Source organism: Burkholderia sp. Ac-20349 (assembly GCF_017104865.1).
GTDB classification, from domain to species: Bacteria; Pseudomonadota; Gammaproteobacteria; order Burkholderiales; family Burkholderiaceae; genus Burkholderia; species Burkholderia aenigmatica.
On sequence record NZ_JAAGPM010000015.1, the window covers coordinates 24162 to 38788 of the forward strand.

Annotated in this window: 12 protein-coding genes and 3 pseudogenes; 4 read left to right on the forward strand and 11 right to left on the reverse strand. The window is 58.7% G+C overall.

Annotated features, from left to right (window positions below; all coding sequences use genetic code 11):
* Positions 1–358 precede the first annotated feature (358 nt).
* Both G3N61_RS08215 and G3N61_RS08220 read left to right on the forward strand, forming a co-directional pair.
* Positions 359–2326: a glycosyl transferase family protein gene (locus tag G3N61_RS08215; RefSeq protein ID WP_205822135.1), complete on the forward strand. Its 1968-nt coding sequence runs from the start codon at positions 359–361 to the stop codon at positions 2324–2326.
* Positions 2323–4017: a bacteriophage N4 adsorption protein A gene (locus G3N61_RS08220; RefSeq protein ID WP_205822136.1), complete on the forward strand. Its 1695-nt coding sequence runs from the start codon at positions 2323–2325 to the stop codon at positions 4015–4017. The genes G3N61_RS08215 and G3N61_RS08220 overlap by 4 nt, the downstream gene beginning before the upstream one ends.
* A 40-nt stretch (positions 4018–4057) precedes the next feature.
* Here G3N61_RS08220 and G3N61_RS08225 read toward each other — a convergent pair whose 3' ends face one another.
* Both G3N61_RS08225 and G3N61_RS08230 read right to left on the reverse strand, forming a co-directional pair.
* On the reverse strand, positions 4058–4960 hold the full coding sequence (locus G3N61_RS08225) for a hypothetical protein (protein ID WP_230624102.1): 903 nt from the start codon (positions 4958–4960) through the stop codon (positions 4058–4060).
* Positions 4961–5446: 486 nt separating this feature from the next.
* On the reverse strand, positions 5447–5902 hold the full coding sequence (locus tag G3N61_RS08230) for a hypothetical protein (protein ID WP_244912129.1): 456 nt from the start codon (positions 5900–5902) through the stop codon (positions 5447–5449).
* A gap of 93 nt (positions 5903–5995) precedes the next feature.
* Here G3N61_RS08230 and tssF (G3N61_RS08235) point away from each other — a divergent pair, with 93 nt between their 5' ends.
* Positions 5996–7885, forward strand: coding sequence for a type VI secretion system baseplate subunit TssF (gene tssF / locus G3N61_RS08235; protein WP_241017640.1), 1890 nt, complete (start codon positions 5996–5998; stop codon positions 7883–7885).
* A gap of 52 nt (positions 7886–7937) precedes the next feature.
* Here tssF (G3N61_RS08235) and G3N61_RS08240 read toward each other — a convergent pair whose 3' ends face one another.
* The 5 genes and pseudogenes from G3N61_RS08240 to G3N61_RS08255 form a co-directional block, all read right to left on the reverse strand.
* Entirely contained in the window at positions 7938–8189 is a 252-nt protein-coding gene (locus G3N61_RS08240; protein ID WP_043178489.1) for a PAAR domain-containing protein, read from the reverse strand.
* A gap of 35 nt (positions 8190–8224) precedes the next feature.
* Positions 8225–8962, reverse strand: coding sequence for a putative type VI secretion system effector (locus G3N61_RS08245; protein WP_205822137.1), 738 nt, complete (start codon positions 8960–8962; stop codon positions 8225–8227).
* Positions 8963–9007: 45 nt separating this feature from the next.
* A pseudogene (locus G3N61_RS39455) lies at positions 9008–9228 on the reverse strand (PAAR domain-containing protein).
* Positions 9229–9239: 11 nt separating this feature from the next.
* Complete coding sequence (locus G3N61_RS08250) at positions 9240–9968, reverse strand: putative type VI secretion system effector (RefSeq protein WP_089453704.1); 729 nt, start codon at positions 9966–9968, stop codon at positions 9240–9242.
* A gap of 895 nt (positions 9969–10863) precedes the next feature.
* Positions 10864–11481 (reverse strand): annotated as a pseudogene (locus tag G3N61_RS08255) (IS3 family transposase); the annotation flags it as partial.
* A 7-nt stretch (positions 11482–11488) separates the two neighbouring features.
* On the opposite strand from G3N61_RS08255, the gene tssF (G3N61_RS08260) reads away from it, so the two are divergent.
* Complete coding sequence (tssF, locus tag G3N61_RS08260) at positions 11489–13003, forward strand: type VI secretion system baseplate subunit TssF (protein ID WP_241017641.1); 1515 nt, start codon at positions 11489–11491, stop codon at positions 13001–13003.
* 67 nt (positions 13004–13070) lie between these two features.
* On the opposite strand, the gene G3N61_RS08265 is transcribed toward tssF (G3N61_RS08260), so the two are convergent.
* The 4 genes and pseudogenes from G3N61_RS08265 to G3N61_RS08280 form a co-directional block, all read right to left on the reverse strand.
* Complete coding sequence (locus G3N61_RS08265; RefSeq protein WP_089453706.1) at positions 13071–13346, reverse strand: PAAR domain-containing protein; 276 nt, start codon at positions 13344–13346, stop codon at positions 13071–13073.
* A 56-nt stretch (positions 13347–13402) separates the two neighbouring features.
* The gene (locus tag G3N61_RS08270; RefSeq protein WP_089453707.1) at positions 13403–14143 is read right to left on the reverse strand and encodes a putative type VI secretion system effector; all 741 of its coding nucleotides are present in this window, start codon (positions 14141–14143) and stop codon (positions 13403–13405) included.
* A 2-nt stretch (positions 14144–14145) separates the two neighbouring features.
* A complete protein-coding gene (locus tag G3N61_RS08275; protein ID WP_089453708.1) occupies positions 14146–14355 on the reverse strand; it encodes a hypothetical protein in 210 nt (69 codons plus the stop codon).
* Positions 14356–14396: 41 nt separating this feature from the next.
* Positions 14397–14521 (reverse strand): annotated as a pseudogene (locus tag G3N61_RS08280) (IS5/IS1182 family transposase); the annotation flags it as partial.
* Between the last annotated feature and the right edge of the window lie 106 nt (positions 14522–14627).

The window sequence follows — 14627 nt, forward strand, 5'->3', positions numbered from 1 at the left end:
TGACGCCCTCAGGCTCAAGGGTCACGCAGCGATGGCGCACGACTTGCTTCATGAGCAGTGGGTTGCGAAGTCGGTGCGCGGGGAGCACTGCGCGTGCGCCGGGTGGAGCGTGGCGGCAAGCGTGTTGAAGCACGCTGGGACGGAAGCAGGCAAGCAGGGACCGGGTTGTCGAAAAGTCATCCACTGAACACGTTGCATCGAGGAGGGTCGCGCCCGGCGCAGCGCCTTTTCGAGCGGCAGGCATTCGCGTGGCGCACACCACGGAGTGGACGTGACGGGGGCGGCGAAGACGGGGAACGTTTCGTCTTGCGCCGGTACGAGGGGAAATAATCCAATACAAGATAACAGCGCGGAAAGAATGATGGATAACATGATTTGGAGTGCGTATTTATATGCACTTAACCTTGTCACCATTGTGACCGCAATCGTCATCCTGGTGAGCACACTGGATGACCTCACGCTGGACGCCTGTTACTGGTCCTTTGAAATCGGTCGGATCCTGCGCCGTGAAAAATCGCAAACGATCGATATCGGCATGCTGCGCGCGCTGGAAGAGCGCCATCTGGCGCTGATGGTGCCGGCCTGGAAAGAATATGACGTGATCGCCAAGATGATCGAAAACACGTTGGCGACCCTCGAATACGAGCGCTACGTGATCTTCGTCGGCACCTATCACAACGATGCCGAAACCACGGCCGAGGTCGAGCGGATGGTCCGCCGGTATCCCGGCAGGGTCACGCGCGCGACGGTCATGAACGACGGGCCGACCTGCAAGGCGGATTGCCTGAACTGGATCGTCGAAGCCATCCTGCGCTACGAAGCGGTTCATCACATCCAGTTCGCGGGCGTCGTCATGCACGACTGCGAGGATGTCATTCATCCGGTCGAACTCAAGTACCTCAATCACGCGGTAGCGGAGAGCGACCTGGTCCAGCTTCCCGTGCTGTCCTTGCCGCGCAAGTGGAACGAGTTCGTCGCCGGCTGCTACCTGGACGACTTCAGCGAAACGCACCAGAAGGACGTGCCGGTGCGGGCCCGCCTGACCGGCATCGTCCCGGGCGCGGGCGTGGCGTCGTGCTACAGCAGGCGCTCGATCGAAGCGGCGATGAAAGAACGCAACGGTTGCCCGTTCAACACCAGTTCGCTGACCGAGGACTACGACTTCAGCTTTCGGCTGAGGGACCTCGGCATGAAGGAAACCTTCGCCCGCTTTCCGCTTTCGGATATCGCGCGCGACACCGGGGCCGAGCGTGCCAGTGGCAGCAGCAGCGTCGTCAATCGAAACCTGCTGGCCACGCGCGAGTATTTTCCCAAGACATTTCGCACCGCCTACCGTCAGCGCGCGCGCTGGATTCTCGGCATCGCCTTTCAGGGCTGGGAGCAACTCGGCTGGAAAGGCAACCTGCTCACCCGCTACATGTTCTTCCACGATCGCAAAGGCATCGTGACGTCACTGTTTTCGGTGATTGCCTATGGCGTGCTGCTCAACTTCCTGTTGCTGGCCGCCCTTCAGAAAGCCGGCCATGCCATCCCTGTCGGCGCCACCGCGCTCGCGGCGAGCCCCTGGGTCGCGCCGCTGCTGTGGGTGAACACCGCCATGCTGTTTGCGCGTGCGGGACAACGCTATCACTTCGTCAGCAAGCTGAACGGCCCGGTCCAGGGGCTGCTGTCGATTCCGCGGATGTTCGTCAACAACCTGATCAATTTCTACGCGGTCTGCCGCGCGTGGCGCATCTATCTCGGCCATCTCGCGAGCGGCAAGCCCATCGCGTGGGACAAGACCAGTCATACCTACCTGTCGAACAAGGAACTCGGCAAAGCGCGCCTCAAGATCGGCGAGATTCTCGTCGGTTGGGGAGTGGTCACGCTGGAACAATTGCAGGCGAGCCTGGAGAAGCAGCTGATCTGCGGCAAGCGGCTGGGCGAGTTGTTGATCGAAGGTAGCGCGCTCTCGACCGAATCGCTGGCGGATGCAATCGCCGAGCAAGCCGAACTGCCTCGGGTGTGCCTGAGCAACGTCGCGGTGGGCCACTTCGCGGATTCGCTGGCATTCGAGCTGCAGTACGCGTATCGCGCCGTCCCGTTTTCAACGGCGGACGACGGCACGTTGAACATCGCGGTCGGGCGACCGCTCACGCCGGACGAACAGGATGTCGTGCGGCGCGGCGCCCGGGCGAAGGTGGCCTATTTCATTGCCTGCGATCTGGAGATTACCGCCGAACTCGCCCGGCACTCGCGCTTCGTCGAACTCGTACGCGCACGCGACGGCGATCCGTCGGCGCAGCAGGACGCTCCCGCGAAAAAACCGTCGGGAGAACAGGCATGAAGCATTCGAGACTCCCGCTCGCGGCCAGCCTCAAGCGCTGCGCACGGTTGAGCGCACTGGCGATCGCCGTGTCGCTGGCCTGGCAGGCGCCGGCATCCGCCGCCCCGCACCTGACGCCCAAAGCCTACCGGCTCGCCGACAGCGCCTACAAGGCGATCAATGCCGGCGACCTGCCCCTCGCGGAAGGGTATGCGTCGCGTGCCATCAAGATTCAACCTGGAAGCGAACAGCTCGGGCTGCTGCTCGTCGATGTCTACAGAAGGGAAGGAAAAGTCGACCAAGCGGACGCGATGACCGAATCGCTGATCGTTCGTTTTCCGAAGAGTGCGGCGGTACGCGCACAGCATGGCTACCTGGCGCAGCGGCAGATGCGCTACGACGTTGCCTGCAGCGATTTCGCCGCGGCCGTCGCGACCGGGAAATGGAGCAAGGAACAGCAGCGCAACCTGCGCCTCGCCTGGGCGGACAGCGCGCTCGCGGCGAAGCGTCCGCATGAAGCCGGCATTGCACTGACGCCGCTGGCCGATGAGAAATCGGCCGTGGTCCAGTTGCGTATCGCACAGTTGAGCCTGCAGGCAGGCGACCGCGACACCGCGATCCGCATGGCGGACCTGGCCGCCAGCGATGCGACGTCCGATGGCGAGCGCAACATGGCCGCGTCGATCGCGGCGCAGGCGCGGCAAGACGATCAGGCCGCTCAGGCGCCGGTGGACAATACCGCGCAGCAGAAGCTGCAGGAAGCCTATGACCTGCTGCGCGACCACAAGGATCGCGAGGCGCTCGATGCATTCCAGGAGGGATTTTCCGGCGGCGCCGGCAACGCGATGAACTACGCGGACGCGGGCTACGCCGCCAAGCGGATCGGGCTGAACCAGGAGTCCATCGATCTGTTCGAGCACAGCCTCGACGCCGACGAAAACGAACACACGTTCGACGCGCAGCACAAGTTCGGCTATCGGCGGGAAGTCGAACAGCTTCAGCGCAGCTGGGGGTTCGTGCTGAGCGCGCCGTACCAGTCGGCCGCATTCGGCCCGCAAGGCACCATCAGCGTGTTGCAGCCGGGTATCGAAGTGTATTGGCAGCCGCCGAAGATCGGCTATCAGAACGGCCGCATCTTCCAGTTCTTCGTGCGCGGATACGGTACGGCCTACGACGGGACGGGCAACGTGACCGGCATGCCGACCGTACAGGGTTCGGTGGGCGCACGCTACAAGCCGCTGCCCGACCAGAACGTCGTGCTGACCGCCGAGCGGCTGTTCCACGTCGGCGCCCTGTCGACGACCGACTGGCTGATGCGCCTGGGTTATTCGTCGGAAGCCGGCACCGACCTGAGGGTGACCGAACCGAGCTGGCGCAGCTGGCAGGCGTATGTGGAGGGCGCGTACTTCATCAGCGCGGGTCGGTACATCATTTATTCGGAGTTGCGTTACGGGCACACCTGGCGCTTGCCGATGATCAGCGATCGGCTGACCATCTACCCGCACGCCGCGGTGGCCGGCGATCACGACAATCGACAACCGGACAAGACGGCGATCGGCGCCGGGCCCGGCATCCAGTTGCGGTACTGGTTTCGCGAAGGCCGGTATAGCGCGCCGGCAAGCTACCTGGATGTCACGGTGCAATACCGGTTCGGGTTGACGTCAGCGGCACGCGCACGTGGTCTCGTGGTACGCGCGACATTGTGGTTCTAGCCATCGACGCTGACGCTTGATCTTGAACAGCGCTTTTCGCTTAGTTGGGCGACTTGAGCGGAAGGATCGTTTGACGCAACAGCTGGAAGTACGAGCTCGTCGAATACGGGAGCATTTGCTCGACGTAGTTCCACCAGAAGAATCCGCCGATGAAACGCGGATCGGTCATGCTGTTGACCATCGGGTAGTACGTCTTGATCAGGTTCTGCTGCACCGATGCCGGCGCGGCGGTGTCCGAGGTGCCGATTTCGCCGAAGCCGACCTTCGCGTTCGGGAAGATGCTTTCCAGCGCTGCGAAGTCGTTCTTCCACGTCGGATTCAGCCCCGGGCAATCCTGGTACGGGTAGTAGCTGAACAGTGCGTAGTCGGCCTGCTGGCGGACCGTCGAGGACAGGAAGGTGGTCGGCCACGTCTTCCAGTAATCCAGCGGCTTCTCCCAGCAGTTGTTGCCCTTGCTGTCGTCGTTGTAGTACAGCGTGATGGCCGTCTTGCCGCCGTTCGATTTGACGATCTGGTTGGCCGCGGCAACCATCTGACCGATCTGCTGCTCTTCCGAGTTGACCACGGAGTTCGTGCCGCTCGGGTCAGTACGCAGCCATTCGCCGTTGATTTCGTTCGCGATCTCCCAGACGTCGACGGTGTTCTTCAACTGCGACACCAGTTCCTGCGTCCGTGCCTTGTACGTGGCGAGATCTGTCGGGAAATAGTAAGAATCGTAGACTTCGCCCATCACGTACGCGACTGCGTGCAGGCGCAGCAGCGGTGCGTAGTAGTCGGCCGCAGACGTACCCGGATCGAACACGACACGCACGGTGGGCTTGTACGGCAAGTTCTGCAGCGACGCGACGATGGCGTCCAGCTTGGTCAGGTCGTCGAGGGTCACACCGTAGACGGGATTCTTCAGCGGTTCGACCTGGGCCTCGGCGGGCCGGGATAAGGGCATGAGCCCGGCATAAGCAACGCATGCGGCGATGGCCGTGCGCGAGAGATTTTTCGTCAGTTTTTTCAAAACGCCTTCCATCCTAAAGTAAGAAGAAGCGCGATTTTAGACGAAAATAAAAGCTAATTATCGGATGATATCCGAACTAGCGAGCCCCCAAAACATCGTTAGGATTGGTATCGAAAATGAGCACTTCGGGGCGTCGCGACCGGGCTATTGTTACGAGATACTGATCAATTGCACTGCAGCATCGGTGCGGAAGGCTGGCGCGGGGAGCCGGCGGGCGTTCGACGTATGCGCGTCAGGGTAAAGCCGAGGTCCGGGTGGCCGGGGGCAAACGATTGCCAACGCTCGAAGCGGGTGGCCGCCCACCTCGACCGACAAGTGCGCCCCCGCGGCAGGCGCCGCACGCGACACGGACGCTCGCCAGGCGACCGGTAACGGAAGCCGCCACGACGTAGGCACGTGACATGGCTTCGCGCGCACGGATCAGCCGTTGGATCGTTGCCAACGATGCATGAGCCAGAACACGAATCCCGCCACCGCACCCAGGCATACGAACGCCAGAAACCCCAAGGCGGCCGACAAACCGGCTTTGAAAAGATCGTCATCCCAGATCGACGTGTAAATCAAAAAGGTGGCAATCCACGTCAACAATCCCGTCATACCGCCACACAGACACGATGCGATCACGGAAACGCGCCAGTATTTCACTACCAGCAGATATTGTGGAATGGCGAACACTGCCGTGCCGAAATAGGCGATTGGAATGGAATATTTCAGTGACCCGTGATCGCCGGTGAAATACGACCACAGTAGACCGGGCACGAGGGCCGAGAGCGCAAAAGCAAGAAAAGGTATCTGACGCATCGGTGCAGGCAGCCGTTCGCTGCGGAGAGTCTTATTGAAATCAGGCTTGGTCGGTGGACGGCTCGGGAACTTCACTCAATCGCGGCATCGCTGGCCTGCCAGTGGGTCGAGAACACTTCAAAGAGCATCGCCGATTAAGCGGTTATCATAGCGACAGCCGACCTTAGTATGCCTGACACCATTCAGCGCAACCGCCAGACGGCGAACAGACAGTTTTGTCGTCGTGCCGGTTCCTCACTTTACGCGATGGATTACCTGCTTCCGCATTACGAACGAGAACTTGCACTACTACGCCGATCGGTTGCCGCCTTCGCATCGCGCTATCCCAAGATTGCCATTCGGCTCGGGATTAGCGGCGACCGTTCCGAAGATCCCCATCTCGAGCGAATGCTGCAGTCGTTCGCGCTCCTCGCGGCGGATATAGACAGCCGGCTCGATGACAGTTATCCGGAGTTTGCCGAAGCCCTCCTCGGCATGCTTTACCCCCGGTATCTACGCGCGTTTCCGGCATGTGCGGTCGCTCAGTTCGATGTCTCGGACATGTTCGACAAGATCACCGAGCCGTCCATCGTTCCCCGCGCAACCGAGCTGGTCAGCAAGACCGAAGACTGCCGTTTCCGAACCGTATATGACGTCACGCTGGCACCCGTACGTATTTCGGATGCGCGCTACACGTCGGCGTCGGCCGCCCCGTCTAACGTGGCGCTGCCCCCGAACACGGCCGGCCTGCTCTCAATCACCTTCGCCGTTGCCCGGCCGGACTTCCGCATCGACGCCATGCCCCACCCGTTGCGCATCCACATCAGTGGCGCCAGCGAAATCGTCGGCGCCACCATGGATGCGATGACGATATACACGGCCGCAGCCTTCGTCGAGGACACTGAACATCGCTGGGAAGCACTGAACGCGCCGCCCCTTGCCGCAGTCGGCTACGGTGATTCCGAGCGGCTGATTGACGAAGATGACGGCCCGGCAGCGTTGACGTTGCTGAGCGAATACTTTGCGTATCCGAAGAAATTCGATTTTGTCGACGTCGATCTCGCGTCGCTCGCGCGTGCGGCAGGCTCCGCGCAACGTCTGACACTCCACCTCGCCATTTCCAGTATTCACCCGGATTCGCCCGCTGCCCAGAGGTTGAAGAATCTGTCGGCCGACCATCTCAGGCTCTTTTGCACGCCAATCGTCAACCTGTTCCAACTCACGTCACTGCCGCTCAAGCGAGACCCGATCAGTGGCACGTACCCCGTCCGGTCCCAGAATACCGATGCCACCGACGTCGAAATCTGCTCGGTCGACGCCGTCCGCGCCACGACAAACGCATCCCGGGCGAACGTCATTCATCCGTTCACGTCGCTCATGCACGGCAGCTCTACCAGGCCGGCCGGTCCCTACTGGGTGCCCAAACAACGCAATGTGGCCGCGCCATCGGACAGGAAGGAAGCCGCACTCGATCTGGTTGGACTTGACGGACGCTCCGCTGCCGACACCGGGATTGAGCAGGTCGTGGTAGATGTCACCTGCTCGAATGGCGACCTCCCTCGCACGATGCGATTCGGCGCCGACGATGGCGATCTGGTCAATGAGCAGGGCGCGCTGGTGTCACGCATCGTGATGTTGAGCGCTCCGACGGAGGTCGAACGTTTGCCGCGCGATGGCAATGCGGCATGGCGGTTTATCGCGCTGCTCGCCCCACACTCGATCGAACTGACTCGCGCGGGCCTTGTGGAGCTGAAACGCCTGCTCCGCGAATTCTCCAATCATGCGGCGAGACACGCGAACCTGCTGGATGGCCTGACGAACCTGAGCCATCGCGTCAGGCAGCTCTGGTTGTCGGGAGAACCGATGCCGAGCTTCGTGCGGGGCCTGGAAGTCACGTTGACGGTCGATGAACAGGCATTCGCCGCTGCCAGCCTCAGCACGTTCATCGTCGTCATGGACCACTTTTTCGCCATGTACGCGCCCGCGACAAGCTTCGTTCAACTCGTCGTGACGTCTGCCAATAACGGCAGAGAGATTCGACGCTGCGCACCGAGGCCGGGCACGATCCCGCTGACCTGACTTTCCCGCGGCCCCAATCCCGGCGTCATGGCACGCACGAAATCCGCGCGGATCAGGTAAGGCTCGAAATCAGATGGCAGCCGCAGGTCGCCCGATGACCGTGCCGCGCAATCGGAACACCGTTGTCGGTCATTGATTCATCGCCCTCTACAATCAGATTCGGCTTGACGTCGGGATGCTGAGGACACGATACCTCGTCGCCCTTGCGGGCAACAAAACGGCCGTCGAAGCGCATCGTCGATGAGCCAGTGATCACCTTGCCGCCGTGGTCGGTGTCATCGCCGACACGGATGAGATTCATCATGAGTGAGGCCCAACCTTCGAGTGAGCGAACTACGGTTAGTAACGGAAATACAAGACACCTAATGCACCTGGCTCGCCAGGCTGCTTGCTCTTTTTCGTGATCGCAGGCAGGTCAATATTTTTCACGTTCTTCCAACCGAAACCGGAAAAAATCCCCTCAGCCAGACGAACAAATCCCATAAATTTCCTGGATATGTTGAATGCGATCACGCCAAAAACAGCTGCCGCCATCCCTCCTCCGACCGCATACATATAAAATACTGCAAACCAGTCATGAATCTCTTTAAATGGGATGACAACCAACCCCAAAAAAACCATAACCAACATCATTGACGAATATATTAAAAACCACCATCGCGCCGTTGCCTTATAGTGGGCATATCGGCCTCGACTGCAATGCGGATGGAGCGCTACGATTCGGTCACTGACACGTCTGATGCCGAATGCACGCCATATCTCACCAAACGGCTCTGCGACAATCTCGACTTCATCACCCTCTTTGAACACGGATAACCATACCCACGCACGAATGCTCTTCCCGTCCAGTTCAAATTCAAGCAAAGCGGCTTCTTCGGCCGTATCGTCCGCAGACGCGGCTAGCCCGATGGCCACCCCACCCAGACCCGCCAGCCCAGCCACAACAGCCGTTGCGCCCATCGCCGTTCGATCCGCATCGGTAAACAAGAACTCCTGAAACTGCCTCGTGCTACGAAGATCCTTGATATGCCCTCTCAACAATCGGGTAGGAGAGGATTTTTCCGTGTTTGCCGTCATTGATCCGTTCCGTCAGCCGAAAGACCCATTACCTTCAACGCCCTCTCAAATTCGTCGCTCTGCTTTACCGAATCCCAGACCCGACTCATGGATCAGATGGCATCGACAGGTCGTTCGATGATCGTGCCGAGCAATCGGAACACTGTTACCAGCCATAGACTCACCGCCCTCGACAATCAGACTCGATTTGACATCAGGATCGATGAACCAGTGATCACCTTGCCGCCGTGGTCGGTGTCATCGCCGACGCATATGAGATTCATCATTTCCGAATACCTTATGGTCGATAGCGAAAGTAATGAGCGCCATATTCGATATCTCGATTGCTTTGCTTCATCTTCTTTGACGAACGCACGAGATCAATTTCACGCACATCGCGCCATCCATAGCAAGAAAAAATAACTTCAGCCAATCGAGAAAAATGCCTCATCTTCAGGTAAGCGCGATGAAATAGGATCCAAAAAAGCAAGAGCGAGAAAAGCCACGCCCCACCCATTACAATTGCCAGAGTTCCCCGATCCATCCCCGTACCGGTGAATGTAAGCAGACTCCCCACTACATTCAAAATAACTACGGTAATCAACATGACCTTCATGAGCCAACGATAGAGGGCCGACCTCCCCCTCGTCGCATGCGGGTACACCGCAACCACATCGTCACCGAGCCTCCGGATCGAATAGGCAAAATACCGGTCGCGCCCACGCGGCTCACCAACAATCTCCACTGCTTCACCATCTCTCATCGGCATCTTCCAGAGCCATCCCTCGACGTGCTTGCCGTCGAGTTCGAACTCTACCCAATCCGCCTCCTCCTCGGAATTCGCGGACATCTGAATCAGGCCGATGGCCGATGCACCCATGCCAGCCAATGCAGCACCTGCAGCAGTAGCCTGCATGTAGGCATGCTGTGCCTCATTTAAGACGAAGTCCTGCTGGCGGCGCCGACACTTCAAATTGGCGATCGACCCTCGCAGTACTTGAACCGCATATTCACGCTCCGAGCTCATGACATCCCCACCATTGCCTTTTCGAAATCCTTTTCCTGTTGCGCCATGTCCTTGTATTTTTCGACACTATGATCCTTCACCCGTAGAATCGCCTCTTGCCCAGTACCAAATACGCAACGAGAGCACCACGATTCCAACTCGTCTGGTGTGAGAATGTCAGCAAGCATTTGCAATGAAAATATTGCGATCTTACCTGCTCCAGTACAGGGCTCATTCGACACCATGCTCGACATCAACTCGATACCGCACCATCAACCATTCGGCTCATAGCGCCGTCTCGCCTTCGATTTCGCGTTTGCAATCTGGTTCAAGTTTCTGCAATCTGGGCACCACTTGCCCTTGTTCTTGACGTTGTCGAAATTAGCCTGCCAGACATGACCGCGATGGCATTGCCATGTGAGCCGGCTGCGCGCGTTGACGTACTCGTCCGACAAGCACCCGCCCCCTCGTTCGTGAGCGACCCTCCTCGCATCTTCAATCGTCAAGCGCTGAAGCTCGATGCCGCAGCGCGCACACCAACTCCCTCGCAGAATATTCCCAGCCTTCACCGTCCACTCGTGGCCTTCACTGCAACGAAACCGATGACGACGATGCGTTCCTAGATACTGCTCATCCAGACATTCACCGCCATTGGCCTCCGCGTTAGCCTGAAGCATCGCCAGTCCATCCGCATGTCGCAAGACGTCACCGACATGCGCGTTTGCGCACTGCCGGCACCAGCTCCCCCGCAATACTCGGCCACCTGCCGTCTGCCATCTATGACCTTCGGCGCACTCAAAGGTGTATTGAGCAAGTACGCCGTCATAGCGATCAGCCAGGCATCGCCCGCCACGCGTCTGTGCAGCGGCATGCAACCGTGCCAGCCCATCTGACGAACGACGGCGATCTGTAGTGGTCAACTCATTCCGGACACTGCGTTAAGTTTTTCTTCCGCGACAGCCGGTGCCAGTCCGTCATTGAACTGATGCGGCCGCATCCAGTTGTACCGGTGCATCAGGTAATGGCTGATGTCCCGATGTGCCTCCTGCGCCGTCATGTAACCCACCGACGGCACCCATTCGGTCTTGAGACTGCGGAACAGTCTCTCCATCGGGGAGTTGTCCCAGCAATTTCCACGGCGACTCATGCTCTGCTGTATCCGATAGCGCCACAGGCGCTGACGGATCTTCCGGCTAGCGTATTGACCGCCCTGATCCGAGTGGAACAGCAACCCCTGCGGTCGGCCGCGCTGCTCATAGGCCATGTCCAATGCTTGCACAACCAGATCGGCGTCAGGGCGTGTCGAGAACGCCCAGCCTACGATCCGTCGCGTGAACAGATCGAGCACCGCCGCCAAGTAATGCCAACGGCCCTGGGCCCAGACATACGTAATGTCACCACACCAGACCTGGTTTGACGCATCGACGACGAACTGGCGATTGAGACGATTCGGGATGTCGATTCGCTCGACCGTGGCCTGCTTGTATGCATGGCGGCCGGGCTGCTTACAGATCAGCCCCAGTTCCTCCATCAGGCCAGACATGTTTGAAAAGCTCACTGAGCCATCGTTCATTGCCCGAAACACCGAACTCGCAAGCAAGGTAGAAGACTGTCTCTTCCGAACCGTATATGACGTAACGTTAGCTCCCGTGCGAATTTCGGCTGCGCGCTACGCCCCGGCAACTGCCGTTCCCTCCGACGTCGTCCTGCCCGCCGGCACTACCGGCCTGCTCTCCATCACCTTTGCGGTTGCCCGCCCCGACTTTCGCATCGAAGCCGTCCCCAGTCCGTTGCGCATCCATGTCAACGGCCCCCACGAAGTCGTCAGCGCGGCAATGGATACGATGACGATGCGCACGGCAGCCGCCTTCGTCGAAAACGCTGAACGTCGCTGGTCAACGCTGGCCACACTGCCACTCGCTGCCGGCTACGATGCGACCGAGAAACTGCTCGACGAAGACGACGGGCCGCCAGCCCTGCGGCTACTGTGCGAATACTTTGCGTTTCCCAAGAAATTCGATTTCGTTGACGTCGACCTCGCCGCGCTCGCGCATACGGCGGGCTCCAACCAGCAACTTACCTTGCATCTCGCCATTTGCGGCGTTCATCCAGATTCGTGGACGGCACAGCGACTAAAAGATCTGTCGGCAGACAATCTGAAGCTCTTTTGCACACCGATCGTCAACCTGTTCCGGCTTACGTCGCTGCCACTCAAGCGGAATCCAATCACGAACACGTACCCCGTGCAATCCCAGAATACGGACGCTGCTGGTGTCGAAGTTTGGTCTGTCGAGTCGGTCCGTGCCACGACAGGCAGCTCCAGAGCGAACATCATTCATCCATTCACGTCGCTCATGCACGGCAGTTCCGCCAAACCGGGCGCCCCCTACTGGGTTCTCACACAACACGATGCGGCCCCGCCATCGGGAAAGAAGGAAACCGCGCTCAGCCTGATCGAACTCGACGGCCGACCGGCAACCGACACCGGAATCGAACAGATAACGGCAGACGTCACCTGTTCGAATGGCAATCGCCCTCGCACGATGCGGGCCGGCGCCGAGGATGGTGATCTTGTGAACGAGCAGGGAACGATGGTTTCGCGCATCGTGATGCTGGACGCACCTACGGAAGTCACGCGATTGTCGAAGGAGGGCGATGCGGCTTGGCGGCTCATTACGCAGTTCGCCCCGCACTCGATTGAATTAACCCGTACCGGGCTTGCGGAGCTGAAACGCCTGTTCCGCCAATTCACCGCTCATTCTGCGGGACACGCGAAATTGCTCGACGGACTAACGAACCTGAGCCATCGGACCAAACAGCTCTGGCTTCCCGGAAAACCCATGCCAAGTTTCGTGCGGAGTCTAGAAGTGACGTTGACGGTCGATGAACAAGCGTTTGCCGCCGTCAGTTTGAACGCGTTCATCGGCGTGATGGATCACTTCTTCACGGGGCATGCGCAGACAACAAGCTTTGTCCAACTTGTCGTGATGTCGGCTAACACTGGTGGAGAAATTCGGCGCTGCACACCGCGCCCTGGCACAATTCCGCTCGCCTGACGGGCTGCGGCATGGCCCGACCAAACAGGTAAGCTGATGCCGCATCAGCATGGGACGCGTTTCTTCTTCAGACTGTCGAACATCCCGAACCACTGCCTGCTTTGACGTGATTCGCTCCACACGGACAAAGCACCAGGTCACCATCCAAGACGCATGATCTGCCGTCCTCTTGCATATCGGTTCCGCTACCCTGGATCGGATGCTCGCCGGGACATTTAGTGCACGTTGCCATTTCGTGATCCAGAGCGATACGTCTGTCGCCATCGTACATACTCGAAGCGGTCGCGATGACTCGCCCGCCGGTCGTAGTCAGATCGCCATCACATACCAATGCTTTACTCATAGTGGACTCCGTCTAGTAAGCGGTTGAGGGGGCACTGCCCATCCTGCGAGAACTCATTATTCGTTATAGCGAAAAATAAGCTTCCCCATCTGCCACGTATCTTCGGGTTGCCTTAGCCTTTTTGACGCCTTCGGCAAATCAACATTGGACGGATGCTTCCAACCAAATGTCGCAAATATCCGATTTGCCATTGGCAATTGTTTTTTAAATCTTAACCAAACCCTAAATGCAATAAACAAAGCAACCATCTCCAGCGCTAATCCGCCTACCAGATAGACCTCAGCCATCATTTTCCACTGATTAAATGCTCCGCCAAACATTACCATTGCAGTTACAACAAGCATCGTCACCAATGCGCAACCGCTCCAAAATAACATTGAGATCTTCATAAAGAATTTAAATAACGCTCTACTTCCGCGCTCGCAGTGAGGATGAACGGATAAAATACCATCACTACATCGTCTGATTGCGTACCCCATCCATCCAGCCTCCGCCCGCTCGGCAACAACCTCGACCTCATCCCCATTTTCGAAAACAGATAGCCAAAGCCACGCGCGAATTTCTTCGCCGTTCAGCTGGAGAGTCACAAGGTCACCCACCGTATCCGTGAATTCCGTGGATGCACTGAGGTTAAGTGCAATATCATTCAATCCTGCCAATGCTGCAACGACTGCCGTGCGCTCCATTGCCTGCTTATCCTCTTCTGTGAAGATGGTTTCATAGGAGGCACGACATTTCGTCATTTCCGTGATAATTCCGCGCAGAAGCACTGGAGCGGCAGTCTGCTTATTTTCCATCTTCAATTTCCCGTTGCACTGAGCGCTTTCTCAAACTCGGCCTGCTGCTTGTCCAATGTAAGTCCTTTGTCTGGAGCGGTTCCGAATGGCGAACTGGATAGCCAGCTTTCAAGATCGTCCGGCGTGAAGTAGTTGTAGATCAGCGTAATGACCGTCACGATCACGCCCACCTCCCAGCCCGTTGCGATCAGGATCAGACGGCGTTGTTGCATAAATCGAGTGTGAGGACGAAGTGACTCGTAAGTTTAGGGCGTCAGGCGATGCGAACGGATTGCGGACGTGCGATGTCCGCCATGCGGTTCAGCACCCCACGCGGATGGCACCCTCAGTTGCCTGCGATTGGGCGCGTCGTGCCCACAAACGGTTACTCGATGCGGTCGCGATGACACGCCCGTTGGTCATAGTCGGATCGACATCGCACACTAACGCCTTACTCATAGTGGGCTCCGTCTAGTGAACGGTTGAGGGCGCTTCGTTTCCTATC